This window comes from Paenibacillus sp. SORGH_AS_0306, from assembly GCF_030819345.1.
Classification (GTDB): domain Bacteria; phylum Bacillota; class Bacilli; order Paenibacillales; family Paenibacillaceae; genus Saccharibacillus; species Saccharibacillus kyungheensis.
Map to the genome: position 1 here is coordinate 3,443,021 of NZ_JAUTBP010000001.1, position 24,341 is coordinate 3,467,361.

19 protein-coding genes and 1 pseudogene are annotated in these 24,341 nt (G+C 39.2%); 8 read left to right on the top strand and 12 right to left on the bottom strand.

Annotated elements, in window-relative coordinates; genetic code table 11:
- Positions 1-26 precede the first annotated feature (26 nt).
- The 5 genes and pseudogenes from QE450_RS14985 to QE450_RS15005 all read right to left on the bottom strand — a co-directional run bounded on the left by QE450_RS14985 (position 27) and on the right by QE450_RS15005 (position 4,375).
- The gene (locus QE450_RS14985) at positions 27-497 is read right to left on the bottom strand and encodes an AAC(3) family N-acetyltransferase (RefSeq protein ID WP_307302721.1); all 471 of its coding nucleotides are present in this window, start codon (positions 495-497) and stop codon (positions 27-29) included.
- Entirely contained in the window at positions 460-825 is a 366-nt protein-coding gene (locus QE450_RS14990) for an AAC(3) family N-acetyltransferase (protein WP_307300240.1), read from the bottom strand. The genes QE450_RS14985 and QE450_RS14990 overlap by 38 nt, the downstream gene beginning before the upstream one ends.
- Before the next feature lie 119 nt (positions 826-944).
- Positions 945-1,733, bottom strand: coding sequence for a succinate dehydrogenase iron-sulfur subunit (gene sdhB, locus QE450_RS14995; protein WP_273613482.1), 789 nt, complete (start codon positions 1,731-1,733; stop codon positions 945-947).
- Between the two features lie 51 nt (positions 1,734-1,784).
- A pseudogene (gene sdhA, locus QE450_RS15000) lies at positions 1,785-3,528 on the bottom strand (succinate dehydrogenase flavoprotein subunit).
- A gap of 178 nt (positions 3,529-3,706) precedes the next feature.
- Positions 3,707-4,375: a succinate dehydrogenase cytochrome b558 subunit gene (locus tag QE450_RS15005; RefSeq protein WP_204826800.1), complete on the bottom strand. Its 669-nt coding sequence runs from the start codon at positions 4,373-4,375 to the stop codon at positions 3,707-3,709.
- Between the two features lie 277 nt (positions 4,376-4,652).
- On the opposite strand from QE450_RS15005, the gene QE450_RS15010 reads away from it, so the two are divergent.
- Positions 4,653-5,570 (top strand): LysR family transcriptional regulator, encoded by a 918-nt coding sequence (locus QE450_RS15010; protein ID WP_307300244.1) that lies wholly within the window; start codon positions 4,653-4,655, stop codon positions 5,568-5,570.
- Between the two features lie 11 nt (positions 5,571-5,581).
- Here QE450_RS15010 and QE450_RS15015 read toward each other — a convergent pair whose 3' ends face one another.
- On the bottom strand, positions 5,582-6,922 hold the full coding sequence (locus QE450_RS15015) for a TrkH family potassium uptake protein (protein ID WP_373461984.1): 1,341 nt from the start codon (positions 6,920-6,922) through the stop codon (positions 5,582-5,584).
- Positions 6,923-7,156: 234 nt separating this feature from the next.
- Between QE450_RS15015 and QE450_RS15020 the strand changes: the two genes are divergently transcribed.
- Positions 7,157-8,956 carry a CPBP family glutamic-type intramembrane protease gene (locus QE450_RS15020; protein ID WP_307300248.1) on the top strand — a complete coding sequence of 600 codons (1,800 nt, stop codon included), beginning with the start codon at positions 7,157-7,159 and terminating at the stop codon, positions 8,954-8,956.
- Between the two features lie 137 nt (positions 8,957-9,093).
- On the opposite strand, the gene uvrC is transcribed toward QE450_RS15020, so the two are convergent.
- The 4 genes from uvrC to QE450_RS15040 form a co-directional block, all read right to left on the bottom strand.
- Positions 9,094-11,169 carry an excinuclease ABC subunit UvrC gene (gene uvrC / locus QE450_RS15025; protein ID WP_307300250.1) on the bottom strand — a complete coding sequence of 692 codons (2,076 nt, stop codon included), beginning with the start codon at positions 11,167-11,169 and terminating at the stop codon, positions 9,094-9,096.
- A gap of 199 nt (positions 11,170-11,368) precedes the next feature.
- Entirely contained in the window at positions 11,369-11,695 is a 327-nt protein-coding gene (trxA, locus tag QE450_RS15030; protein ID WP_465264549.1) for a thioredoxin, read from the bottom strand.
- A 175-nt stretch (positions 11,696-11,870) separates the two neighbouring features.
- A complete protein-coding gene (gene dnaI / locus QE450_RS15035; protein WP_273613486.1) occupies positions 11,871-12,833 on the bottom strand; it encodes a primosomal protein DnaI in 963 nt (320 codons plus the stop codon).
- A gap of 29 nt (positions 12,834-12,862) precedes the next feature.
- The gene (locus QE450_RS15040; protein ID WP_307300253.1) at positions 12,863-14,425 is read right to left on the bottom strand and encodes a replication initiation and membrane attachment family protein; all 1,563 of its coding nucleotides are present in this window, start codon (positions 14,423-14,425) and stop codon (positions 12,863-12,865) included.
- Positions 14,426-14,745: 320 nt separating this feature from the next.
- Between QE450_RS15040 and hemQ the strand changes: the two genes are divergently transcribed.
- The 3 genes from hemQ to QE450_RS15055 all read left to right on the top strand — a co-directional run bounded on the left by hemQ (position 14,746) and on the right by QE450_RS15055 (position 20,144).
- Positions 14,746-15,495: a hydrogen peroxide-dependent heme synthase gene (gene hemQ / locus QE450_RS15045; RefSeq protein WP_273613488.1), complete on the top strand. Its 750-nt coding sequence runs from the start codon at positions 14,746-14,748 to the stop codon at positions 15,493-15,495.
- A gap of 317 nt (positions 15,496-15,812) precedes the next feature.
- Positions 15,813-17,834, top strand: a complete 2,022-nt coding sequence (locus QE450_RS15050; protein WP_274171942.1) for a methyl-accepting chemotaxis protein — start codon at positions 15,813-15,815, stop codon at positions 17,832-17,834.
- Between the two features lie 288 nt (positions 17,835-18,122).
- Complete coding sequence (locus QE450_RS15055) at positions 18,123-20,144, top strand: methyl-accepting chemotaxis protein (protein WP_307300260.1); 2,022 nt, start codon at positions 18,123-18,125, stop codon at positions 20,142-20,144.
- 67 nt (positions 20,145-20,211) lie between these two features.
- Here QE450_RS15055 and QE450_RS15060 read toward each other — a convergent pair whose 3' ends face one another.
- Complete coding sequence (locus QE450_RS15060) at positions 20,212-20,469, bottom strand: hypothetical protein (RefSeq protein WP_274171940.1); 258 nt, start codon at positions 20,467-20,469, stop codon at positions 20,212-20,214.
- A 1-nt stretch (position 20,470) separates the two neighbouring features.
- Positions 20,471-21,664, bottom strand: coding sequence for an NAD(P)/FAD-dependent oxidoreductase (locus QE450_RS15065; RefSeq protein WP_273613492.1), 1,194 nt, complete (start codon positions 21,662-21,664; stop codon positions 20,471-20,473).
- Positions 21,665-22,228: 564 nt separating this feature from the next.
- Here QE450_RS15065 and QE450_RS15070 point away from each other — a divergent pair.
- The 3 genes from QE450_RS15070 (at position 22,229) to QE450_RS15080 (ending at position 24,239) form a co-directional block, all read left to right on the top strand.
- Entirely contained in the window at positions 22,229-23,227 is a 999-nt protein-coding gene (locus QE450_RS15070) for an NAD(P)/FAD-dependent oxidoreductase (protein WP_069326229.1), read from the top strand.
- A 163-nt stretch (positions 23,228-23,390) separates the two neighbouring features.
- The gene (locus QE450_RS15075; protein WP_069326228.1) at positions 23,391-23,588 is read left to right on the top strand and encodes a hypothetical protein; all 198 of its coding nucleotides are present in this window, start codon (positions 23,391-23,393) and stop codon (positions 23,586-23,588) included.
- A 12-nt stretch (positions 23,589-23,600) separates the two neighbouring features.
- Complete coding sequence (locus tag QE450_RS15080; protein ID WP_301263355.1) at positions 23,601-24,239, top strand: TraX family protein; 639 nt, start codon at positions 23,601-23,603, stop codon at positions 24,237-24,239.
- Positions 24,240-24,341: the final 102 nt, after the last annotated feature.

A 24,341-nucleotide genomic window follows, 5' to 3' on the forward strand; every position in this document is an offset into this window, starting at 1 on the left:
AAAATACTACTTCTAATTATTTATCCTTAACGATGGGTTTCCAACCAACCTGCCGCATAATCCACCAGTCCACGTTGCTGAATCAAAAGTGTTTTGGCTTTGGCTATATATCCCTGTGTAAATAAATGGGGACAATCCTGTTCAAAATCGGCTCCAATTTCATCAAAATCATCGGAATCAAAATTCAAATCTTTGAACTTCACCCACTGTTTCCCCTCATCCGTCATCATAGGAGCTTTCATAGTAATCTCTTTTTTGCCGTTCCATTCAGCAATATATTCTGCCAGATGAATCGATGTATTGGTATGATATGTCGTTCCAAGCATCATGACATATCCATTCGCATGATATAAATCTTGTAAAGGTGAGTGGCTGCCTAATCCAAAATCAAGATCATGATCGCTCATCCATTCTTCTGCATGCTTACCCCATGCGGCAAACGATACTTGAGGATGGGCGCTACGGTAGACTCCTTTTGTGTTTACGGAACGTTTCAGCGATAACGCCCATACCTGTCGTCACTGTAAAATCAGGATCATATGGCGGCATACTTTCACGTATCAGATTCCACCAACGTTGTTCAGCAGGTGGATACATCCATCCTTTTGGATCGGTTAATTGTGATGTTTGAGTAGGCATAATCAATGTGCCTGACTCCCCTAATACTGCTTCCAAAGCCAGGATAACGGTTTCAGCACTTCCCGGAATCCATCCTCCCAGACTTTTGAGCGAAGAATGTACTAGAATATTCATCCCTTCTGTAATGCCTAATGCTTTAAATTCTTCTACTAATTGATCATAACTTATCGGTCTTTCACTGATCACGCACATCACTCCTATCTACCACCGGTTCAAGATAAAAGGCGGGTTTCCGCTTTTACACGGAACCCGCCTGATCAGTGGCTTACTATCAACCCGGTATGATCGTATATACGACTATACCATTATACACCCAACCACCGTTTGAACATATGCTTGGATGTTTCTTTGTTCATTTCTGCAATCGAAGTTGTCAATGGAATACCTTTTGGACAAGAGCGTACACAGTTCTGCGAGTTACCGCATCCCTCGATACCACCTGGCTCCATCAATGCATCTAGACGATCTTCTTTATTCATCTCACCTGTTGGATGAGCATTGAACAGACGAACCTGAGACAACGCCGCAGGGCCGATAAAGTCTGTTTTGTCATTCACATTCGGGCAAGCTTCTAGACATACACCACAAGTCATACATTTCGACAATTCATAAGCCCATTGACGTTTTTTCTCTGGCATACGCGGACCTGCGCCCAGATCATACGTACCATCAATCGGAATCCATGCTTTTACTTTTTTCAGTGCACCGAACATACGGCTACGATCAATAACAAGATCGCGTACTACTGGAAAAGTTTTCATTGGCGCAATATGAACCGGTTGTTCTAATTTATCAACCAGTGCAGAACACGCTTGACGTGGCTTGCCATTGATTACCATAGAGCAAGCTCCACATACTTCTTCCAAACAGTTGGATTCCCAGCAGACAGGTGCTGTTGCTTTACCTGTGTTGTCGACAGGGTTACGTTGAATCTCCATCAGCGCACTGATCACATTCATCCCTGGACGATAAGGTAATTCAAATTCTTCTGTATATGATGGGCTATCCGGCTTATCCTGACGGGTAATAATAAACTTGACGTTTTTTTTGGCCGTTACATTAGCTGGGTTACTCTGTGTTGAGGTTTCCGCCATTTCTAATGCCCCCTTAAATTAATCACTTCACTGAGATAGGTGTCATGTGTCTTAATCTTTGGAATAATCACGTATACGCGGTGGAATCAGAGATACATCCACATCTTCATATGAAATCTGTGGACCATCTGGTGTCCAAGTTGCTTTGGTCGTTTTGAGGAAATCTTCATCATTACGTGTTGGGAATTCAGGTTTATAGTGAGCTCCACGACTCTCATCACGCATTAATGCTCCAAGTGTCATCGCTTCAGACAATTCAAGCATATTCCACAATTGACGCGTAAAGGCTACGCTAGGATTATTCCAACTGGACGAATCATTCATATTGATTTTCGTATAACGTTGTTTTAGCTCTTTGATCTTATTGATCGTTGCTTGCAACTTATCGTTATAACGAACTACCGTCATGTTGTCAGTCATCCACTCACCTAATTCTTTATGCAAAACATACGCATTTTCATTGCCTTGCATATTCATTAGGTTCGTATATTTATCTTCCTGCTGTTTACGAATTTGATCGTACATCGTTGTCGGCATATCCGCAGCAGATTTTTTCAATCCTTTAATATATTCAACTGCTTTTGGACCTGCAACCATACCACCATAGATCGCTGATACTAATGAGTTAGCACCCAGACGATTTGCTCCATGATATTGGTACTCACATTCACCAGCAGCGAACAGACCAGGAATATTAGTCATCTGATTATAATCTACCCACATACCGCCCATTGAATAATGAACCGCAGGGAAAATTTTCATCGGAATCTTACGTGGATCATCACCCATGAATTTTTCATAGATTTCGATAATACCACCTAATTTAACATCCAGTTCTTTTGGATCTTTATGTGATAGATCCAGATAAACCATGTTTTCACCGTTGATCCCTAATTTTTCATCTACACACACTTGGAAAATTTCGCGTGTTGCAATATCGCGGGGAACGAGATTACCATAAGATGGATATTTTTCTTCAAGGAAATACCACGGTTTACCATCTTTATACGTCCAGATACGTCCACCTTCACCACGTGCAGATTCAGACATCAAACGCAATTTGTCATCGCCTGGAATCGCTGTCGGGTGAATTTGAATAAATTCTCCGTTCGCATAATGTACACCTTGTTGATATACAGCACTTGCTGCTGTTCCTGTATTGATCACCGAGTTGGTTGTTTTACCAAAAATAATACCAGGGCCACCTGTTGCCAAAATTACAGCATCTGCGGCGAACGTAACCACTTTCCATATTGCGAAGATCCTGTGCACAAATTCCACGACATGCACCTTCATCATCCAATACAGCAGAAAGAAATTCCCAGTTTTCATGCTTAGTTACAAGCCCCGCTGTTTCCCAGCGACGTACTTGCTCATCCAGTGCGTACAACAATTGTTGACCTGTTGTTGCTCCTGCATAAGCGGTACGGTGAAACTTCGTTCCACCAAAACGACGGAAATCAAGCAATCCTTCTGGTGTACGGTTAAACATAACACCCATACGGTCCATCAAGTGAATAATACCAGGTGCTGCTTCGCACATTGCTTTAACTGGTGGCTGATTCGCTAAAAAGTCACCGCCATATACAGTATCATCAAAATGCACCCATGGTGAATCTCCTTCACCTTTTGTATTTACAGCTCCATTGATCCCGCCCTGCGCACATACGGAATGTGAACGTTTGACCGGTACCAATGAAAATAAATGTACATGAACGCCTGCTTCTGCTGCTTTGACTGTAGACATCAAGCCCGCTAGCCCGCCGCCCACGACAATAATATTGGATGTTGCCATAACGATTTACCCTCCCCTTAGCCTACTGATCCTTATAGCTCTTCTATCTTCAACGAACAGCAGAACGGTTCACCTGCCACCGTTCATCACGTTACATCTGTTCGACTATGAGCTGAGTGAAGCAAATATAAGGTATTACGGTATATCTATTGTGCTGTGCACTAATATGACTTCATGTTTATGCTACGAAATGACGAATCGCTTGCAATGCAACCGTTGGGTCTTCGAATTCCATATTGCGGAAAGCGACAAGAGACAAAATAAACATAATAGATACAATCACAAAAAGTGTCATACATACGTATGAAGATACACGTTGTGCTCTTGGACCTACTGTAATTCCCCAGCTTACTAGGAAAGACCATAGACCATTTGCAAAGTGGAACGAAGCTGCCAATACACCAATAGTGTAAAGTACGAAGGTTACTGGATTGGTCACGATATTGTACATAACTCCGCCTAATTGCTCATGAGTTACATTACCGAGAGCAACCTGGAAACGAGTCTCAAATACATGCCATACAATATACACGAACGTGATTACACCGGTAATCCGTTGAAGTGTATAGCGCCAGTTACGTTCATAACCGTAATTAGCATTGTTTGGCTTCGCTTGATAAGCGATATACAGACCGTAGACTCCATGATAAATCAGTGGTAAAAAGATGAATAAACTTTCCAAAACCAGCACAAGTGGCAGGTTATTCAAAAATGCCACACTTTTATCGAAGGATTCTTTTCCGCCTTCGTATGCAGAAAAGTTGGTAATCATATGCTCAATAAAAAAAGCTCCGAGCGGAATGACCCCTAATAATGAGTGTAACCTTCTGGCGTAAAACCCTTTCATGAATGACGTTCCCCTTTCATAATAAGAGCGTTTTCATAGTGACAGTCATTAGTTAATGCTGTCCCGGACGTGGATTAACGAGAGATGTTCGGACCTTCGTCAATCTCCGCGTAGGAAGTCCCCATCTTCCGTAGCTTTACAATCTGTTCACAATGCTCAAATCCTGTGAACAAGTTGTGTCACTTTTTATGTTACTCTACTTTGACTTATAATGGAATTGCAATATAATTATTAATTGTTATAACTAAAACGCATAAGAGGAAAGGATAAATTCCAGATGCTTGAAGATATTGATATATTTGCGGTCGTTGTAGAACAATCCAGTCTCAATCAAGCTTCTAAATTATTAAATTTATCTCAGCCTGCGCTGTCTCGTAAAATCTCTAAATTAGAAGAAAATCTAGGTGTCTCCCTTTTTAATCGTAATGGTAAACGACTGGAATTAACGTCGATTGGACGACTTACGTATACATTCGCTTTAGAACAGCGCCAGCAGAACCTCAAGTTCCTACAAAGCCTTAATCGCTATAAGTCTGAGGATCAGACAACAGTGACCTTTGGAGCCAGTCTGACGACCTTACAGACGACATTGCCTCCACTGGTGAGTAGCTTTACACGTAAACACCCTTATGCAGAGCTCAAATTGATCACCGGTAAAACGCACGAAATCGTCAATGCGGTACGTGATAAAAAAGTAGATGTAGGTATAGTCGCTTCAGCTATCCATGAATCCGGTCTGATTTGTGTGCCTTTATTTGACGATCATCTTGAATTGGTAGTACCCGGCAATCATCTACTAGCAGATAAAAAAGATATTACAATGCAAGATTTACAAGGTTTGGCTATGATTATTTTCTCAAAAGGCACATGGTATCGTAAATTAATAGATGATGTATTTCATCGTTATACCGTCATGCCCGATTTGCGAATGGAGATCGATTCATTTGAAGCGATTGTCCGTCTATTACCGATCTGTATGGCTGCTGCGTTGTTACCCAAATCTTATGTAGGCGAACAGTTATTGTCAGGGAATGAACTGGTTTCTCTTCATATTCCTGAACTGGAACAGACCCGCCGTACAACATGTCTTCTGTATAGTGAAAGTTCTGATCTAGGTTCAGCAGCCAGACAATGGATTATTGATACCAAAGAACAATTTGAAACGGTGAATGATTCGATACGCTTGGATGAATAAACCTACTGATTTTAACCGATCATGATTTTACCTTCAGGATAACGATACAGTTCTTTGCCTTGTTTTGGAGCGAGTGCATAGACCAGTGTAATCATGCCTACTCGTCCAGCAAACATCAACAAACAAATCACTAATTTACCGGGTGTGCTTAGATTAGGTGTGAGTCCAAGTGACAATCCAACTGTACCGAATGCAGAAGTGGCTTCAAATAACACATTTATAAATCCAGTCGCTTCTGTCATTGTCAGAATCATTGTCGCTACAATAACTAACGATAAAGAAAAGACCGTAATCGTTAACGCTTTATAAATCCGATCTTTGTTGATCCGAAAATAAAATAGAACCACATCTTCTTTTCCTTTTACCATACTAATAACAGCTCCGATCATGAGCAAAATGGTCGTAGTTTTTACTCCACCTGCTGTCGAACCCGGTGAACCTCCAATAAACATCAGAATAATTGTTAACAATAAAGTCGCTTGTCTTAACTGTGTTAAATCCAATGTGTTAGCTCCTGCTGTTCTGGTGGTAACCGATTGGAATAACGATCCCCAGAACTTACCGTCCCAGCTCAAGCTACCAATCGTTCTCATATTCGTAAATTCAAATGCAAAAACGAGTACAAAACCCCCAACAAGCAAAATCGAAGTCATCCATAATACGGCTTTGGAATGAAGAGATAGTTTACGTTTTTTGCGATATTCTATCAAATCAGACAATACAACAAACCCTAACCCGCCTAATATGATCAAAGCCATCGATATCATATTGATTGCTGGATCGGACACATAGCGGGTAAAGCTACTATAATGACCGAACAAATCAAACCCGGCATTATTGAATAAAGATACCGCATGAAACACACCATAATACATCGCTTGTCCTAACGGGAAATCTGCCATTAAACGCAGCGTAAACAAGCAAGCAGCAATCAATTCAATCGCAAATGAATAATAAATCACTTTTTTGATTAAGCGAACGATCCCTTCCATATCGCCTTGATTCATCGCTTCTTGCAAAACCAGACGTTCTCGTAAAGAAATACGTCTTCGAAAAACCAGTGCAAATAATGTGGCTACTGTCATAAATCCAAGTCCGCCGATCTGAATCAGACACATAATCACGACCTGACCAAAAGTTGAGAAAAACGTTCCTGTATCTACAACCACTAGCCCTGTCACACAAGTAGCGGAAGTGGCTGTAAAAAAAGCATTCAAAAAGCTTAACCCTTCTCCACTTCGATGAGCAACAGGTAACATCAATAATAACGTTCCTATTAAAATACAGACCGCATAACCGATAGCAAGAATACGAGGTGGAGTCCACACTTTTATTTCAAAACCATTTTTCAAAATCGATTCAACCTCTCTATTCTTGAAATAATACGTATTCAAATGGTCTAACTGCTTCTGATTATAGTTCCTCTGAGTAGAGACTGCTATAGCGTTTTGCAATCAAAAAAAGATTGCGTTACACTAACATTCAGTAGTATGCATATGCCACAGCTTAAACAAAAACGATTTTTGTATCACAAAATATCTATCCCTCTACTAAATAGGTATTTTTAAAATTGAAGGAGGATGTTCATGAACCCCACCGGACAACCCGTCCAGCTCAAACCGAATTACAAAATTCTTGGTGTGCTTGCTGCTGTCGGCTTGGTATTATTTTTACTTTTACAAGTATTCCCTTCTACAGCTTCAGACACATTAGAAGTTCAACAAGTAAATGTGATTAGTCAGGAAAAAGCAATCGACAGTGCCAAAGCTTTTGCCAATAATACTTTGGTATTACCGGATCTGCCTGCTCCTTCAGTAACGTATCATACGAATGCTGAATTAAGCGGTTATGTAGCCAAAGAGAAATTAACACAGACGTATATGCAAAAGTTAGAAAAAGTAGCTCCTTATGATGTGTTTCGTGTTCATTATCCAGATGTAGGTACCGGGGATGCACTCGATATTGATGTACATATGAATACCGGTAAAGTGGTTGCTTTTTCTATGTATGATAACAAGACAGGAGCATCACAGCCATTTAGTCTTGATCCTACAGCTACAACTGAAAAAGACGAATCAGTTACACTGGCTGAAAAGCAAGAACAAGCACAACCTATTTTAAAAACAATGGGATTTGATGTAGGACAATTAAATCTACAGACCAAAGGGAATCAACAAGATTTGCTATACACTACCAAAGACGGAAAATTAGGCGATAGTCAGTTACAACTCAAGTTTACGTATGAGTATGGACAAATTCGTTCCTTCCAGCCGGTACTGACTCCACCGGATACGTACACAGCTTATGTCAAAGAACAGACAACATTAGCTGGTTGGTTAACCGCACTCGGTTATGGACTGTTTACGCTTGTACTTGGTGTACTGGCTATCGTATTCGGTTCACTAAAACGTAGACATACTTCATTCAAACGAGGTATTGTGCTCAGCATTATCTATTGCGCTATTTCAGTATTCAGTGTGCTCAATATGTGGCCTATTCTGGTCGATATTACACTCGGTGAATCGAACAAAATCGTTTCTTATGTCATTATTGGTCTTCAATTGATTTTAAATGTATTGATGGCGATTTTACTCTACTTCTCCTTTGTCGGTGGAGATGGATTATGGAGAGAACGTGGAATCAATATCTGGCCACGTTCAAAAGAAATTGGTTATGGCAAATATGTATTGCATAGCGTTGCTGTAGGTTACTTGTATGCTCTCATTTTGCTAGGAGTACAGTCGATCATTTATTTAATTTTGGAAAATGCACTTGGTGTGTACTCTGCTACAGATGATACCAGCTCGCCTTATAATATGATCTATCCAGCACTATTCCCATTATTAGCATGGATGGCAGGGATTGGCGAAGAAGCGGTCTATCGTCTATTCGGTATTGCGATGCTGAAAAAAATAGTACGTAATACTTTTGTAGCTTGTTTTATTACTACAATGATCTGGGCGCTTGGACATACGTTGTATCCGATCTATCCTGTATATTCTCGTCCGATTGAATTGTTATTTATCGGTTTGTTATTCAGCTTTATCTTTTTACGTTACGGCTTTATCGCAGCTGTATTCGCACATGTTATTTTCGATAGTATTTTAATGTCACTCAGTCTCATCAGTATGGGTGGAATAGTGAATATTTTACTTGGTGTATTCTATATTGCTTTACCAGCGATTGTAGCTGTAGTGATCTATACTTTTACCAAAAACAAAGGGGTCGAAAATGCATATCCACCTTATGTACCTCCTGCACCGATCCCGCAAGCTTACTATGGTCCAACACAAGGACAACAACAGTATCCAGATCATCCGCAACAATTTCAACAATATACAAGCCCAGTTCCACCGTCTGAACATGAAAATAAACCAAAAGAGTAGCCATAATGGCTACTCTTTTTTTGTATCTCTTTTAGATTATCATTCACAGACTATCACCATAAGGTGTTAGATTGATCGAATCGTTGGCTACCAAAGAGGATTGATGCGCTTACGTTATATTGATTATATTTGTGTATTTATTCTTCTTTGAGAGCTTCCAGAATCTGCTTCGCTAATTTATCGCCAATACCTAACTGACGGAAATCGTCTACACTGGCTTCTCTAATTTTTTTGAGTGAACCAAAATGTTTGAGTAGTAACTTGCGACGTTTATCTCCGATCCCTGGAATACTATCCAATTGCGATGTAATCATCGATTTACCACGTTGTTCCCGGTGGAACGTAATTGCAAAGCGATGGACTTCATCTTGAATTCGTTGCAATAGATAAAATTCCTGACTATCACGCGCTAAGTTTATCGGTTCTGCTGGATCACCGACCATCAATTGAGAAGTACGGTGCTTGGAATCTTTGACTAATCCACAGACAGGGATAAATAAACCTAATTCATTTTCCAATACATCGGTTGCCGCAGAAATCTGTCCTTTACCACCATCGACTACAATGAGATCAGGCATCGGTAGATTTTCTTTAACTACACGTTCATACCGACGACGAATCACTTCACGCATAGTACCATAATCATCTGAACCTTCGACCGTACGGACTTTGTATTTACGATACTCTTTACGAGCTGGCTTACCATCAATAAATACAACCATCGCCGATACAGGATTGGTTCCTTGAATATTAGAGTTATCAAAAGCTTCAATCCGTTCAAGGCTTTCTAGTCCAATCGCTTGCCCTAGATTACCTGCTGCTTTGGAAGTACGCTCTTCATCACGTTCAATCAGACGGAATTTCTCATCCAATGATACTCTAGCATTATCCTGCGCCATCGTTGTCATTTGCTTTTTCAATCCACGACGAGGAATAAGAACTTTCACGCCTAACCATTGCTGTAGCGCGGCTGCACTGCTCGAAGGATCAGCTTGTTCGTTATTCTCCGCTTGTCCACTTGGCTCGTTAGCACCTTCTACTACAGACACAGACGCATTAGCGGCTTCTGCTTGCTGGATAGACTGTTCTGTTGTCTGCACTGCATAAGCTGTTCCTTCTTCTGCTACACGATCGCTAACCACTTCTGCATCGACTTGTTCACGATCGCTACTATCCAACCCTGCTTCTTCAGCATGGTCGATAGCTTGATCGTTAACGTCGGTCGGTTCATCTGCAATCATTTCTTCGACAGGCAACATAATTTCCTGAGGCATCGCTGGATTTTCACTATAATACTGCGTCACATAAGACATAAAGTCGTTATAAGGCTCTCCGTAAAAAGGAAACACCGAAGCATGACGTTCAATCATTTTACCTTGACGCATATATAGAATCTGCACACACATCCAGCCTTTATCCACTGCAAATCCAAATACATCACGATCTTTCGCATCTGCCATCGTGATTTTTTGTTTTTCCATCAAGGCATCGATATTGATAATTTGATCCCGTAATTCTTTGGCACGTTCAAAATACAGATCTTCGGCGGCTTCTTCCATTTTGCGTTGCAAGTCTTTTTTGATCTCTTCATGACCGCCACTCAAAAACTTGCTGATTTCTTGCTTAATTTCATCATATGATTGTTGAGGCACTTCAAATTCACAAGGTGCAAGACATTGTCCCATATGATAATACAAGCAGACTTCTTTAGGCATGACTTTACATTTACGCAATGGATACATACGATCCAACAATTTTTTGGTTTGTTGAGCAGCAAAAGCATTCGGATAAGGGCCAAAGTACTTGGCTTTATCTTTAAGAATACGTCGCGTCACTTCCAGACGTGGATGTGGCTCATTGGTGATTTTGATATATGGAAAAGTTTTATCATCTTTGAGCAATACATTATATTTAGGCTGATGCGTTTTGATCAGATTACATTCCAGAATAAGAGCTTCCATATTACTTGCAGTCACAATATATTCAAAATCACGAATATCTGCAACCAGACGTTGCGTTTTACCATCGTGACTCCCTGTAAAATAAGAGCGAACCCGGTTTTTGAGCACTTTCGCTTTACCTACATAAATAATCGTACCTTCACGATTTTTCATTAAATAACAACCAGATAAATCCGGTAACAAGGCGAGTTTGTTGCGAATATTGTTCATCGCTTGTTCTTGTTCTTGAATAAGATCCATATGAGAGTCCATAAATCTCTCCTTTCTAACGATATAGTACTTTTAACGCCAAATACTTTGTACCCTAATTATACAATTAAAAAACCCCCGGTGCATGACCGGAGGTTTTACATAAGCTAGTCGTATACACTCACTTATGTCTATTGGTAATTCATAATACTTATGATAAAGACTCATGATGAGTAAATCGGCAGGATTTACGTATTACAAATTATTGATGTTTTGCAAGAATAGATTTAAGAGCATCTTTAGAGTTCAAGCCTACTACTTTATCTACAGGTTGACCGTCTTTGAAGAAGATCATTGTAGGAATACTCATAACACCAAAACGTGAAGCTGTTTCAGGGTTTTCATCTACGTTTACTTTAGCGATTTTAACACTGTCGCCTACTTCTGTAGATAACTCGTCCAAGATTGGAGCAAGCATTTTACAAGGTCCACACCACGGTGCCCAGAAATCCACCAATACTGTTCCTTGTCCTTCAACTTCGTTTGTGAAAGATTGATCAGATACATTAACGATAGCCATGTGAAATATCCTCCTTGAGTAACTTTTATTTTGAATTAATATTATTTAAACATTAAACAAGTCTTGTCATTCCTGACTCCTTTATTATAACACAACATTGGAGTTTCCGAAACAGATGTTACGATTTATTCATACTTATCTATCAATTAGTAAGTATTGTATCATAAATAACGAGATAAGCATACTAGCTATTGCTCATACCGCCTCTTTTATTTTCTCCTTCAACCCGAATGACTTTTACAAAAGGACTGATTCGATTCATCAAACGTTCCCCTTTATAAAATTCTTCGCCATCTTTATTCGTAAAACTAAGATGCTTTTGCAAATCAGCCAATGAATAATTAGAAGTATAAAATGTCGGTTTTCGATTCATCCGATAATTGAGAATCGAACCTAGCACATGATCTCGTACCCATGAACTTAAATTTTCAGCACCGATATCATCGAAGATTAACAGATCGGTATGCTTCATAATATCCATCGTTTCTTTCATTCGATTGTTATCTTGAAACATAGATTTGAGGTCTTCTACAAAGTCAGGCATATAGACAATAACGCCGGTATGACCAACTTTGGCTAATTCATGCAGTAGATAAGACGCCAAAAATGTTTTGCCTGTTCCAAATCCGCCTTCTAAATATAACCCTTGCGGAGATAGTCCATTTTGCTTGGTGTCACTAATATATTGAAAAATCTGTACAACAGCGGGTACACGATTCGAATCTTTCGCTACAATTTCTTTGGGATTATACCCTTCATTCAATGCGCGTTCATCAATATAAAAGCTATGAATACGCTGTTTGACCTGTTGCTCATGTTGTCTTGTTAATTGTTTATGACAAGGTGTTTTGCGGTCGTATAACTTGGCTCCACTTTCAGAAGGTTCTACACTGAGTTTCGTGTAATGCCCTTGAAAATCATTGGGACAGTTATCCAATCCCGGGCAGTTATCACAATGACCACGATCGCCTACATATTGATATAGCTTACTAAGGTTCGTCATGAGTTCCTGATCGGTAAGCTCTGGATGCTGTGCTCTTAATTCCAGCACAAGCGGATCACTGAGTAGACGCCCGGCAATCTTTTGTGACTCTTCCCGAAAGCGCGGACTTTTCATCTGCCGTAACAGATCACCGAGGGATTCCATGGCAGTTTGCCCCTTCCTTTTGCGTTAGCTCAACTATTGGTCTTTTGGACACGATCTTGTCCGGATTGCATTTGTTCGGCTAATCGCATCGCTTCTGCAATTTCTTCATCAGATACGATACTACTACCTTCACGTGCGCTTTTGACAATCGGAATCTCCGGCTTGGCATTAGCTGATCGGTTATACGTTCGTGTATTGGTACGTTTGTTACCGCCATTTGCGCCACCTTTGGCTTGTAGCTTCGCTTGATCGCTAATTTTGAGATCGAGCTTGTTCTGCTCTCTGACATAACGAACTGCTTTTTCATACGTATCCACTTGTTGATTCAGCATATTGGTCACTACCCAATCGACAAATTTACTACTCAAGCGCTCACCCGGTTGAGACATTTTGATCGCTAACAAGTAATGTATCAATACATTAACCACTTCTTCAGACAATTTATAATTAATATCGACATGTTCGAATATATCATTCACACTGTTAGGCACGCTACCCGGATAAAACATTTCCAGAACGCGCGTATAGGGTTCATTGCGTAGAATTGTATTATATTGATGAATATCGCATTTGCTTGTAAATTGACGCGGTACTTCCAGATAATACTCCATTTCAACTGCATATTCTACAGGTAAATCTTGAGATTCTTCTTTTTTCTCTTCTCGAAGCGAGATCACTTTGGCTTCATGAATCTGTCGTTCTTCCTGACGCTTTTTCCCTTGACGGAATTGCAGATTGGCACGACGTTGAATTTCTTCTTCCGCCAGTTCGCCTTTAGCATCAAATACGCCATCTTCATCTAGCATCCGGCAAATATCTTGAATATCCAGACGATATTTATACGCAATATAGCTCAGTACATTCATCTGCTCTGGTAAAAATCGCAACTTTTCTACATATATACGGTTACGTGATCCACGCGGGAAATAACGAATAATATCTGCATAATTAATCAGATCATCTTCACTTAGCTTCGGCTGACTGCTACGCTGTTGCGCACTTACTTCTGTCAGCGCTTGCTCTAATTCATAATCAATCACATGGGTATTCAGTTCAAAAATATCATAAAACGGTTGTGAAATATTTTCTTTTTGAACGGTATTGTCTCCCCAGCCATCGGGTTCTTTGGCTAAAAAACGCTCACGCAAAGATAACACTGCAAACTTACCCATTTTGTCTCGTAGCAACAATGTCAAATGTTGTGTTCGGAAAAACTCACTTGGTGATAGCGGCTGTTGTAATTCATATTCATATATATAATCATCTTGATCAGGGAAATATACGCGATTGGTCTGCAATAAGCCAACAGCTTCTAATAACGAAGTCTGCTCGACCAAAAATTTACGTCCATGTTCTCCCGGTTCAAGCCCTAACGTTAAAAATAAACGACGCTGTTGTTCTATTGGGGAATAACCTACTTGCTGTGCTTCGACATGCTCACACAATAATCGATATACACTAATCGCAAAAGCCCCTGTTAACGGTTGATAAACCAGACTAAGCATCCGTTCATCCAGCGCACCTATACCAAATTCGCGGTACACGCAATATCGGTGATTTTCAGTAAAATGAAGTAGATTCTTAATGCGCATGATCCGCCCCCTCTCTTTTTGCTCCTGTGCATGCGGAATTCTATTCTAACACAAATCTTGAAATTTCAATGCTGAAAAGAAAGGTGAATTTGGAACATAAACACCTTCGATCTCCACGACAATCATCCTTTTGCGCCATTACGCTAGAAATGAATATATTTTATAGATTGTTCTATTCTTCTACACCATTATGATGAAGCAACCATGAACAGACTGTGAAGTCAATTGCTCTGTGTAGACTCCTTCGGTTACAATAGATCAAGATGTGTAAGTATACTTATGAATAACAATAGTTTCCACTAATATATAGGAGTGATTTTATGAATGAAGCAGTAGCTACGCTTGAAGGCTGGTATGCACTACACGATTTTCGCACAATTGATTGGCATGCTTGGAAAGCAGCAGACGATGAAGAACGTGCCGGCGCGATCGACGAATTGAACGCTCTTATTCATGATTGGCAAGCTGTTAGCAATGACGGTAGTGGTAGTACAGTTCTTTATACAGTTGTTGGACAAAAAGCTGATTTTATGATGATGCACTTACGTGAAACGTTAGAAGATTTGAATGCGATCGAAAATGAATTTAATAAAACAACATTCGCTAGTTTTACGAAAAAATCATACTCATATGTGAGTATTGTAGAACTTAGTAGTTATATGGCTAGTCATGTAGAAGGCGATCCAATGGAAAATCCACATATTCTTGCCCGTCTAAAACCAGCTTTACCAGATTCTCGTTATATCTGTTTCTATCCGATGAACAAAACCCGTAATCTAGGGGATAACTGGTACATGCTTCCGATGGATGAGCGTCGTGAAATGATTCGTAGTCATGGATTGATTGGACGCAGTTATGCAGGTAAAGTCAAACAAATCATTACCGGCTCTGTTGGACTGGATGATTGGGAATGGGGCGTAACGTTATTTGCAGACGATGCACTTCAATTTAAAAAATTAGTATACGAAATGCGCTTCGATGAAGCAAGTGCTCGTTTTGGAGAATTTGGTTCATTTTACGTCGGCAGTATGCTAGACACCGCTAAATTCGAAGAAATGCTCAAACTTTAATACTTTTGATCTTCTCTTTGATCTTCTATTGAGATACAAATTGTAAATAGCATATCCACTCAAAACCTCTGCGGTGTCTTAGACACTACGTTATGCAGAGGTTTTTTATTTGTTTAGATTTGGGGAGAATTCATTATAGAAGTGATTATTTTTAATTAGTCCTTAAGACTTATCTAAAAATAAAAAAATTCTTATTTACATATAATTTTTGTCGAAAAATATACAGAAATACAGAACTATTGACGATATAATCAACAATTAAGGGATCAAAGTCGCATAAACAGATTTTGATAATCATATAGAAAAGAGGGGTACTTATGACGTTGAAAGTCAAATTGATTCTGTTAGTAATGGCGACTGCTATTCTTATTGCTGTCCCTATTGGATGGTCAGCACTGTATATTATCAAAAATCAAGCAACCAAGTCAGTCAATACAACACTTCAAAATACAGTGTCTCAAGCAGTCACACAAGTCGATGGTTGGATTAATACCAACAGTAAAGTAATCGAAACCCTCGGCTCTGTTATCAACGCCACCGTTCCACTGGATCAAATTACAGTCAATCATCTAAAAGTATTTCAAGATGCTTCTAATGCTAAAAGCATATCCGATATTTATGTTGGACTGGAAAATGGAAAATTTGTGGATGGAACTGAATGGGTTCCTGATGCGGGTTATGATGCTAGACAACGTCCGTGGTATCAAAAAACAAAAGAAGTGAATGGGTTATCTATTAGCGATCCTTATCTAGATGCAACTACAGATGGTTATGCAGTCTCGATTGCAGTACCGCTCAAAAACAGTCAGGGCAATTTTGCAGGTGTACTATCTGAAGATATTTTATTATCAACTATTACCGATTATATCAACAATATCAAAATCAAAGGTGGCTTTACCTTTTTGTTAGATCAACATGGTAATGTCATGTCTCACCCCAATGCAGATTTTATTAATAAACCTCTCAAAGATCAAGCCGATTATAGCGCGATTGCAGATACGCTACTGAGTCAAAATTCAGGCAGTACCGAATATACTTATAAAGGTGATCCACAACTACTCTATTATAGTAAAATTCCAGGTACAAATTGGATTGTCGCTTCCTCTACTTCTAAGCAATTGGCTTTTGCAGAATATACCCAATTACGCAATCAATATACGATCGCTATTATTATCCTAACGTTATTATTTGTTGTTTTTGCTTTCTTGGTAGCCGTTCGTATCGTCAAACCTATCGTCTTTTTGAAAAAAAGTGCGCAGCAATTAGCAGAAGGTGATCTTACTGTTCATGTTCCCGTCAAAGGCAAAGATGAAGTCGCTCAACTGGCAACTGCTTTTAATACCATGTCTGCTGCTCTTCGTCACTTAATTCAGACCGTGTCACAGTCAGCGCATGGAGTAAATACCGCTTCTTCTGAGATGTATCATAATGCTTCTAATTCAGGAGATATTGCAGGACAGATTTCTACGGTTATTGAAGAGATTGCTCGTGGTGCTGTAGAACAAGCCGAATCAATCCAATCCGGTGCTGAAATGGTTATGACAATGACAGACTCTCTAGACAAAGTATCCAGCAGTGCAGATCAAGCTGCTCATATGATCACTCAGGTGAATGAAGCTATGAATCGGGGTACAGAAGCTATTATTCAACAGACAGCCCTGTCGCAAGCCGGTCAAGCCTCTACTCGTCGTGTAGAAGATTCGAATGCCATTTTGATTCAGAAATTAGATGAAATTGCTCAGATTACAAATGTTATTCGTGAAATCAGTAGCCAGACCAATCTATTGTCGCTTAATGCTGCGATCGAAGCCGCACGTGCTGGTGAACATGGAGCAGGATTCGCTGTTGTCGCCAGTGAAGTTCGTAAGCTAGCTGAACAAGCTTCTCATTCTGCTTCTGATATTGATGCACTACTTATTCAATTAAATGAAGCAGGCAAGCAAAGTTCTCTCGAATTATCTTCATTCCGCGATACGACTGTGCAACAGCAACAGTCTGTTAATGAAACCAAAGACTCTTTTGAACATATTCGTCAATCGGTAGATGATATTATTTCACGTATCGGTCATGTGTCTGAAGGAATAACGACACTCAAATCTAACGCTAATCAAGTATCTGATGTCATTACTGGATTGGCGGCGGTATCGGAGCAAAGCGCGGCTTCTACAGAGCAAGCGGCTTCTTCAACCGTAGAGCAAACTCAAGCAATCGCTAGTATTTCAACATCATCCAAACAATTATCCGAAAGTGCCAACCATTTATTACAAGAAATCGGTCAATTCAAAATTGAAGACTCTTCTTCTGCGCTACCTCCTGCTACTACAAATCATAATCAATAATTTCACATCTAAAAAAGCTATGTTCTTTTATTAAGAGCATAGCTTTTTTGTTATATATTTTTTTACAGAATCTTCATAATTCATTTCTAATTTTATTTATTTCTTGAATGAATCATTTATTTTTAGGACTAAAGAATTATTTTTGTGACAAAAAAGGTAAATATAAAGAAAAATTTTGTCGGAAAAGGTAATTAATTAAAGTTGAGATGACGATATAAGTAACAAGCAATTAAACCGCATTCATACTTGTTCGTTATTTTTATATACGTATAGAAAAGAGGGGTACTCATGACGTTAAAAGTAAAATTGATTTTGCTTGTTATAGCTACTGCTATTCTTATTGCTGTTCCTGTTGGATGGTCTGCTCTGTACATTATTAAAAAACAAGCTACTCAATCGGTCGATGCCGATGTCAAAAAAACAGTGACTCAAGGCGTTACACAAATCAACGGTTGGGTTAACACGAATAGTAAAGTGGTAGAAACACTAGCTTCTCTAATCAACAGTACTGTTCCGCTAGATCAAATTACATTAAAACATCTACAAGTTTTTAAAGATGAAAGTAATGCAAAAAGTATTTTTGATATGTATTATGCTTTAGAAGACGCTACTTTTTTAGATGGTGGCGATTGGAAAGCTCCACCAGGGTATGATCCTCGCACAAGACCTTGGTATGAAGAAACTAAAAAAGCTAACAAACTATTTGTCAGTGCTCCTTACGAAGATGCTGGTACCAAAACATATAAAGCCATCTTTATTGGTGCTCCTCTAAAAGACCCTCAAGGTAACTTTGCCGGTGTTATAGCAGAAGATATTTTATTATCTACGATTACTAGCTATATCGATACTCTCAAAACAAATAACGGTTTTACATTTTTGATCGATCCTAATGGAAATGTAATGTCTCATCCGGATGCTTCTTTTGTTAACAAACCACTTAAAGATCAAGCCGATTATACCAATGTAGCAAATACACTTCTTAGCCAAAATTCAGGTAGTATGGAATACACTTATAAAGGCGATCCTCAATTACTCTATTATGAAAAAATTCCAGGTATCAATTGGATTGTTGCTTCTTCTACTTCTAAAAAAGCAGCTTTTGCTGAATACACACAATTACGCAATCAATACATTATTGTTATTATCGCTCTTACTTTATTATTCGCTTTGTTAGCTTTCTGGGTAGCCGTTCGTATCGTCAAACCAATCATCTTGCTTAAGAAAAGTGCTCAACAGTTGGCTGAAGGTGATTTGACAGTTGTGGTTGCTATTAAAGGGAAAGATGAAATTGCTCAGTTAGGCATTGCTTTTAATACGATGTCCACCGCTTTGCGTAACTTGATTCAGACCGTTTCTCACTCTGCTTTAGGTGTCAATCAAGCTTCTACTGAAATGTATCGTAATGCTACCAATTCAGGAGATATCGCAGGACAGATTTCTACAGTTATCGAAGAAATCGCTCGTGGTGCAGGCGATCAAGCCGAATCGATCCAATCCGGTGCTGAAATGGTTATGGATATGACAGGATCACTTGAAAAAGTAGCGGCTAGTGCTAATCAAGCTTCTCATATGATCAGTGAAGTCAATGATGCTATGCAGCGGGGTACACAAGCGATCTCTCAACAAACATCGCTAGCTCAAGCAGGACAAGAGTCTACGCAACGAGTAGAAGCTTCCAACGCTATTTTGCTGAAAAAACTAGATGAAATTGCACAGATCACAAACGTTATTCGCGAAATCAGTAATCAAACCAATCTACTATCTCTTAATGCCGCTATTGAAGCTGCACGTGCCGGCGAACATGGAGCAGGATTCGCTGTTGTTGCTAGTGAAGTTCGTAAGCTAGCTGAACAAGCTTCTCATTCTGCTTCTGATATTGATGCGTTGCTTATTCAGTTGAATGAAGCTGGCAAACAAAGTTCACTTGAATTATCTTCATTCCGTGATACAACTGTTCAACAGCAACAATCTGTAGACGAGACCAAAGATTCTTTTGAACAAATTCGCTCTTCGGTAGACGGTATTATTTCACAGATCGCTCATGTATCTGATGGAGTGACTTCTCTAAAATCAAGCGCTAACCAAGTATCTGATGTCATTACAGGGCTTGCCGCTGTATCTGAACAAAGTGCTGCTGCTACTGAAGAAGCTGCTTCTTCTACTATCGAACAGACTCAATCGATTGCGAGTATCTCTACTTCTTCCAAACACTTATCTGAAAGTGCCGATCATTTGTTAAAAGAAATCGGACAATTCAAAATCGAAGAAGATGCTTCTACTCCTTCAGCTACAACGAATCATAACAACTAATCGTATAGTAAAACACAAAAAGCCAGGTTCCTTAAAAGGGACCTGGCTTTTGAATGAGCATTTCAAATTAGACTTCTTCGGACAAATCCTGAGCACGCTCTAGTGATGCTAGATATTCCTGATCATCACGATCTCGTGCACGACTTTTGTCTTTCAAACGTTCTATCGCTGGTAAGATCAAAATATCAATTTCTTTTTGGATCGGATAAGCAAGATCATAACGACCCTGCTCTTCCAAAAATCCACCGACTTCGATCAATCCATTATACCGATCCAGCTCTTCACGCGTAAGAAGTCCACGTACCTGAACGCTACAGTGACGCATCTTATAAGAATTTTCCTTTTTTCATAACAAGCGATACGCCACCAATAATAAATAGGTAACGAATATCGATTACTTTTTTCAATTGAGCTGCTACAAAACCTTTCAATTTGCGATCGCCAACGATACCTACTGCTTCGCCTTTACCAAGGGATGCTACAGTACCTTTGTTGCTGAATACAAATTTCTTAGGTTGTTGTCCACGAATAGCTGCTACGATGTTTTGTGCACAAAGTACACCTTGTTGCATCGAAATTTGCGCTGTTGGTGGGTAAGGACGACCTTCTTCATTAAACATCAATGAGCTATCGCCAATGATGTATACATTTTCGTGTCCTGGTGCACGCAAGTACTCATCAATTTTAACGCGTCCACGCATGGCTTCGAATCCAGCTTGCTCAACAAGACGGTTACCACGGATACCACCTGTCCATACGACAGTGTTTGCATGGATTTTTTCAGAATTTTCACCAACGATAACACCGTCAGTTAGACATTCTTTGATCGCAACACCAATTTTGAATGTTACGCCTTTGTTTTGTAGAACTTTCATAGCATACTCAACCAATTCAGGATCGAAACCTGGCAATGCTGTTGGAGCTGCTTCTACATTGTACAATTTAACTTCAGAACGGCTAATGCCATGAGTTCTGCACAATTCTTGTAGACGATCAGACAATTCACCAACAAACTCGATACCTGTGAAACCTGCGCCACCGACTACGAAAGTCAAACGCTCTGGTTTTTTATCTACTTTGTAAGCTGTAAATTGTGCTTCAATGTGATCACGAATTTTACGTACAGAGTTGATACTGCGAATCGTCATCGCATTTTCAAGCATACCCGGGATACCGAAAGTTTCTGGTTCGCCACCTAGGCAGATGATCAAGTGATCATAAGACAAAGTTCCGTCTTCCAAAATAACTTTTTTCTCTTGTGGGATGATTTCTTGTACATTCGATTTCACTACATCGATTTTGAACTCATCAACCAATTTGGAAATTTGCTCACGCGCATTATCCAATTTGTCTGTACCTGCTGCTGGCATATGCAAGTGTGTTGTAAAGTAATGATAGTCGTGGCGGTTAACCAAAGTTACGTCAGCCTCATTATAATTCAGTTCTTTTTGCAAACGTTGTGCAGCAAGAATACCTGCATAACCTGCGCCCAAAATAACAATTTTAGGAATGCTACTCATATTCATTTTCCCCTTCCAATGATTCACTCAGAATGTATTTCATTGAAGTACATCGCCTATGTCAAAGCGTTACAATGATCAATAACAATAGACTTTGCACTGAAACGATAAAATCAGTTAAAATAGTTGATACCCATATATAACCATGATTGCTCCGTATACCTTCACAAAATTGTGAAAATATACACAACAGTAGACAAATGATTACATTCATCATAAAAGCGCAATAGGATATGTCACATTATATTGTACTCTTTCTAGCGAATATGTTCAAAAAAATTTACGTTTTCTGAAAAAAATGTTCTATTTTCGTCACATGACATCATTAGCCCAACTGAAATGATATCTATTTTTCTTTGAAATATCAAGAGTAAATTTAATTTTTTATCTATCTTTTTATATATTTTTGTGCATCAGAAAGATGGAGTTTGTTTATTTTTTGTTTACTTTTGCAAATTGCGATAAGATTGATAGGAGCTGTTTTGAGAATTGTCGTTTTAAAAATATTCTCTTTATGATATATAATTGGGTAAGATCGAACTAATTTACGGAGGTGCTTGTGAAGTGTCATCTACAACAAACAACGAACTAAGCGATATTATTATTATTGGTGGAGGGCCTGCCGGGATGTTTGCTGCTTTTTATGGCGGTATGCGTCAAGCGTCAGTGAAACTAATTGAAAGTATGCCTCAACTTGGCGGACAATTAGCTGCCCTTTATCCTGAAAAATATATTTATGATGTAGCAGGATTCCCGAAAATTACAGCGCAAGAGCTAGTGAACAACTTACAACAACAAATGAATCATTTTGATTCTGATATTCGTTTGGAAGAAAAAGTACTTAATGTAGAAAAGAAAGCAGATCGTCATTTTGTCGTCACTACTGATAAAGGTACACACGAAAGTAAAGCTGTTATTATCACAGCAGGCGTAGGCGCATTTGAACCTCGTCGTCTAGATTTACCGAATGCTAGCCATTTTGAAAAAACAAATCTGCATTACTTTGTAAGTGATTTGAGCCGTTTTGCAGGTAAAAAAGTATTGATCAGTGGTGGAGGCGACTCCGCAGTAGACTGGGCGCTTATGATCGAACCGATCGCAGCTGAAGTATACTTGATCCATCGTCGTGACAAATTCCGTGCTCATGAACATAGTGTAGAGAACTTGAATGCTTCTGGCGTCAAAATCATTACACCGACAGAAATTACAGAATTGCATGGTGAAGATACGATCGAGCGTGTCACTCTTTCTCATGTCAAAACTAAAGAAACACAAGAAATCGAAGTCGATGATGTAATTGTTAACTTCGGCTTTATCTCTTCACTTGGCCCTATCGCTGAATGGGGTATTGAGATCAATAGCAATTCGATCGTTGTTGATTCTCGTATGGAAACGAACGTTGAAGGCATCTTTGCTGCTGGAGATATCACTACTTACCCTGGTAAGCTTAAATTGATCGCTGTTGGTTTTGGTGAAGCGCCTACGGCTATCAACAACGCTAAAGTATATGTTGATCCTGATGCGAAATTGTCTCCAGGACACAGCAGTAATATGAAAATGTAGTTTCGCTTTATCGATGCTCTTTTCTTCACTGGATCACGAATCCGCTGGAGAGAAGAGCATTTTTTTGTGGTTTTGCGAAATGTTCATCTTTTACTTGGATTACACCCCTCAATATGTCGTATAGTAAACATAAGATTATTTAAAATTTGCAGGAGGTGCCCTAGTGAGCGTTGGTGTATTTATTTTTCTACGTATTATAATCGTACTTGTATTGTTAGCGATTGCAGGACTTGTGTTTGCATTAAGTCGCAAATTTTTTAAAGAAAGTCGTAAAGGTGCAGGAATCGGCTTTTCTATATTTGGATTGCTTATTATTTCGCTGATCGTACAAACGATATTTAATTTTAGTCTGATGAAGTAACGAAAAGGAGGTATGCCTGTGCAATGGTTAGCTATGCTTACGATGCTAACCGATCATTTGGGGTATGCTTTCTTTCCAGATGAACGGTATTTGCGTGTTATTGGTAGAATCGCTTTTCCTATTTATTGTTATTTTCTTGTACTTGGTTATCAACGTACACGCAATGTACGCAAATATACGATTCGATTACTAATTATTGCCGCTTTATCGCAACTTCCTTTTATGTATGCTTTTGATATTACGAATTTAAATGTAGTCTGTACATTATTTATTTCCTTGCTTTTAATGATCGCAATTGATAAACTATCACTGAAATATTTTCCGGTTTCACTTCTTCTGATCCTTGCTGTAGGCTGGTTGGCAGATCAACTACATATGGATTATGGGATGTACGGCGTTCTATTAGTATTGGTATTTCGTTATACGACCGGTTATTGGGTAATTTTCGCTCATTTGGCGCTTACTGTTGTGTTTGTACTGTTTGGAGGATTTTCAGATATTCAGGTATTTAGCGTTCTAGCAACAGCTTTGATCGCTATTCATCTGCAATTGTATCCAAAAACAAAACTGTATTCACCTCCACGCTGGATATGGCGTTCCTTTTATCCCGCGCATTTAGCTATTATTGCGATCATACGTTTGGTATTTTAACAAATACAAATCGGGAATCTATCACTTCCCGATTTTTTTCTGTCTTTATACAAAAAACCATCGCCTTATGAGTACATCTTAGAGTATAATCGTTACCGGAAG

Coding starts and splice junctions, on each gene's coding strand:
- dnaI (WP_273613486.1), bottom strand. CDS start 12,833: ATGGAATCCCTCGGTGATCTGTTACGGCAGATGAAAAGTCCGCGCTTT.
- hemQ (WP_273613488.1), top strand. CDS start 14,746: ATGAATGAAGCAGTAGCTACGCTTGAAGGCTGGTATGCACTACACGAT.
- QE450_RS15050 (WP_274171942.1), top strand. CDS start 15,813: ATGACGTTGAAAGTCAAATTGATTCTGTTAGTAATGGCGACTGCTATT.
- QE450_RS15080 (WP_301263355.1), top strand. CDS start 23,601: ATGCCTGTGCAATGGTTAGCTATGCTTACGATGCTAACCGATCATTTG.
- QE450_RS15005 (WP_204826800.1), bottom strand. CDS start 4,375: ATGAAAGGGTTTTACGCCAGAAGGTTACACTCATTATTAGGGGTCATT.
- sdhB (WP_273613482.1), bottom strand. CDS start 1,733: ATGGCGGAAACCTCAACACAGAGTAACCCAGCTAATGTAACGGCCAAA.
- QE450_RS15020 (WP_307300248.1), top strand. CDS start 7,157: ATGAACCCCACCGGACAACCCGTCCAGCTCAAACCGAATTACAAAATT.
- QE450_RS15065 (WP_273613492.1), bottom strand. CDS start 21,664: ATGAGTAGCATTCCTAAAATTGTTATTTTGGGCGCAGGTTATGCAGGT.
- QE450_RS15010 (WP_307300244.1), top strand. CDS start 4,653: ATGCTTGAAGATATTGATATATTTGCGGTCGTTGTAGAACAATCCAGT.
- uvrC (WP_307300250.1), bottom strand. CDS start 11,169: ATGGACTCTCATATGGATCTTATTCAAGAACAAGAACAAGCGATGAAC.
- QE450_RS15055 (WP_307300260.1), top strand. CDS start 18,123: ATGACGTTAAAAGTAAAATTGATTTTGCTTGTTATAGCTACTGCTATT.
- QE450_RS15060 (WP_274171940.1), bottom strand. CDS start 20,469: ATGCGTCACTGTAGCGTTCAGGTACGTGGACTTCTTACGCGTGAAGAG.
- QE450_RS15040 (WP_307300253.1), bottom strand. CDS start 14,425: ATGCGCATTAAGAATCTACTTCATTTTACTGAAAATCACCGATATTGC.